Origin of the sequence: Halalkalibacterium ligniniphilum (genome assembly GCF_000334155.1) — a bacterium.
GTDB lineage: Bacteria > Bacillota > Bacilli > Bacillales > Bacillaceae_D > Halalkalibacterium > Halalkalibacterium ligniniphilum.
Window position 1 is genome coordinate 1 of sequence record NZ_ANNK01000038.1, and the last position, 2,949, is coordinate 2,949.

Here is a 2,949-nt window from a genome sequence, read left to right on the forward strand (position 1 = left end):
AGCAAGCAGGATTACAGAAGAGCAGAAGGAGCATTTAAGGGCTGTCTTTGAAAAGCTTGTTGCCGTAGAAAAGCAAGGACAGATTGCTGTTGAAGAAGACTATCAATTTCATTTGGCAATCATTGAAGCGGCAAATAATCCATTAATGCGAGATGTCATGAATTTAATCTCGGACAACATGATTCGCGTCTTAACGAAAAATCGTGAAGCTTCGAGAAAAAATGAGCTTTTTATTGCCGATGTCGTGGCTGAGCACCGAAAAATCTATGAAGCGATTATCAATGGGAAGCCCGATGAAGCAAGAAAAGCCATGTGGCAGCATTTTCAAGGGGTGAAACAGCGTCATACGTAAAAGAGAGGAGTGAGTGATGTTGACGACCGATCGTTTTTTAGAGGAGATAAAAAAGAAAATCCAGGATCAAAAGCGGATTTTAACAAAGGAAGCGGACCGCTACAGCTATGCCTATGATGCGTCGTTCGGTTTCCACTTACCTGATTTGGTGATCCAGCCGCCAGCCACAGAAGAAGTAGCGGCGGTGATGAAGCTAGCCAACACCTATAAGGTGCCTGTCTATCCACGTGGGCAAGGGACAAGCTTAAGCGGTGGCCCTCTGCCAGTTAAGGGAGGAGTCGTCCTTGATTTGTCCCAATGGAACGACAAGCTAGAAATTGATAAAGATGACATGGTTGCCGTTGTGTCACCAGGTGTGCTCACGGCGAAAATTGATGAGGCGGCAACTGAATTTGGCTTCATGTATCCGCCTGACCCAAGCAGCTCGCACGTCTCGACAATTGGCGGCAATCTTGCTGAAAACGCAGGAGGACCACGGGGGTTAAAATATGGGGTAACGAAGGATTATGTCCTCGGCTTAGAAGTGGTAACGCCAGAGGGAGAGGTGATTCGAACAGGAGGACGAACGGTCAAAAACGTCACAGGCTATGATTTAACAAAGCTTGTCGTGGGCTCAGAAGGTACCCTTGGGATTATTACCGAAGCGACGTTGCGCCTCGTGCCAAAGCCGCCAGCCACCAAAACCTTAATGGCGCTTTTTGAAGAAATTGTCGACTCAGGGAGGGCGATTTCCAAGGTGTTAACGGCAGGAATCGTTCCTGCCAAAATGGAGCTGATGGATCAGCTGTCGATCCAAGCAGTAGAGGCTTATGAGCCACGGGGGTTACCAACAGACGTAGCTGCTATGCTGTTGATTGAGCTTGATGGACACCCGGCGTCTGTCGCTGAAGAAATTTTGAAGGTGAAGGATCTGTGCAGTGAAGTGGGAGCGAGGGATGTACGAGTCGCTGAAAACGAAAAAGAGGCAGCGGAATTTTGGAAGGCACGAAAGCTTGTTTCCCCAGCAATTGTCAGAGTGAAGCCGACAAAGATTTCCGAGGATGCCACCGTCCCTCGCAGTAAAATTCCTGACATGTTTCAACGGCTGAAAGAGATTCGAGAAAAGTATCAAATCGATCTCGTCGTTTTCGGTCATGCTGGGGATGGGAATTTGCATCCGAATATTATTGCTGATGCTCGTGACCATGAGGAGATGGAGCGGGTGGAAAAGGCCGTTGCTGAAATTTTTACAGCGGCAATTGAGCTTGGCGGCACCCTTTCAGGAGAGCACGGCATTGGAACGATGAAATCGCCGTTCATGGAGATGGAGCTAGGCAAAGCAGGCCTTGAGATGATGAAGCGAATCAAAGCGAGCTGGGACCCGAACAACATTCTGAATCCAGGGAAGATTTTCCCAGAGCCTGGACAAAGGCTGGTGCTGCGTCATGACTAAACCAGAACAAATGCTGGCCTACAAAGAAACGTTTGACTGTGTCCAGTGCGGCTACTGTCTCCCATCCTGCCCGACGTATTTGAGCATGGAAAAGGAGACCCATTCACCAAGGGGAAGAATCAATTTAGTGAAAATGGCGGCAGAAGGGAAGCTGCCATTGTCTGAGCTTGAAGAGCCGATTGATTTTTGTCTCGGCTGCCGTGCTTGTGAAACGGTCTGCCCGACGAATGTGCAATATGGAAAAATCCTTGATTCGGCGAAGGTGGCCCTAAGGGAAGAGAAGGAAACGAAGGCCGCCTGGTATCAGAAGCTGTTTAAAAAAGGATTGTTTGAAACGGTGCTGCCAAACGACAAGCTCTTAAACACACTAGGAGCAGGGCTCTTTATCTATCAAAAAAGCGGAGCTGAGAACATCGCAAGAAAAGCAAAGCTGACAAGGGTGCTACCTGATTCACTTGCCGCATTCGAGGCAGTCACTCCAAAGGTCGCCTCGCTAAGTGAAAGAAAGAAGCGCCTGGCCCATGTTAAGCCAGAAGGCAATGCGATGTATCATGTCGGCTTTTTTACAGGCTGTATTATGGATACGATGTTCTCGAAGATCAATGATCTGACGATTCAGCTCCTTCAACGCGCGGGATGTGAGGTAACGGTCATTCAGGAGCAAACCTGCTGTGGTGCTCTGCAAAATCATAGCGGCGAACGAGATGTGGCGAAACGCTTGGCGAAGCAAAACATTGAGGCGTTTGAACAGCATTCTTTTGATTATGTCGTCAACAGCATTGGTGGCTGTGGTGCAATGCTTGTTGAATATGGAGAGCTTTTAGAGGACGAACCGGAATGGAGGGAGCGGGCCCAGCGTTTTTCTGAAAAAAATGTGGATAGCAGTGTGATTCTCTCGCAGGTTGAGCTCCCGTTTACAAAAGAAATCAACAAAGTAACGACATATCAGCCGTCCTGCCATATGACCAATGTTCAAAAGCGAGTGGAAGAGCCGTTAAAGCTACTACAATCAATTCCGAGTATCACCTTCCTGCCGATGAAGGAGAGCGAGCTTTGCTGTGGGTCGGCAGGGATTTATAATCTCGTTCATTATGAGCAGTCAATGGAGATTCTTGATCTGAAGATGGAAAATGTAAAGACGGTTCAGCCTGAAGTGATTGTGACA

3 protein-coding genes are annotated in these 2,949 nt (G+C 48.1%); all 3 read left to right on the forward strand.

The genetic code is table 11. The features are described from left to right. Positions 1-352, forward strand: a 352-nt coding sequence (locus BLT_RS21280; protein ID WP_017726300.1) for a FadR/GntR family transcriptional regulator, incomplete at its 5' end; no start/stop codon positions are given. Between the two features lie 16 nt (positions 353-368). Then, positions 369-1,784, forward strand: a complete 1,416-nt coding sequence (locus BLT_RS0102830) for an FAD-binding oxidoreductase (RefSeq protein ID WP_017726301.1) — start codon at positions 369-371, stop codon at positions 1,782-1,784. Then, positions 1,777-2,949: (Fe-S)-binding protein (locus BLT_RS0102835; RefSeq protein WP_035425398.1), on the forward strand; the 1,173-nt coding region annotated here is incomplete at its 3' end. The genes BLT_RS0102830 and BLT_RS0102835, both read left to right, overlap by 8 nt.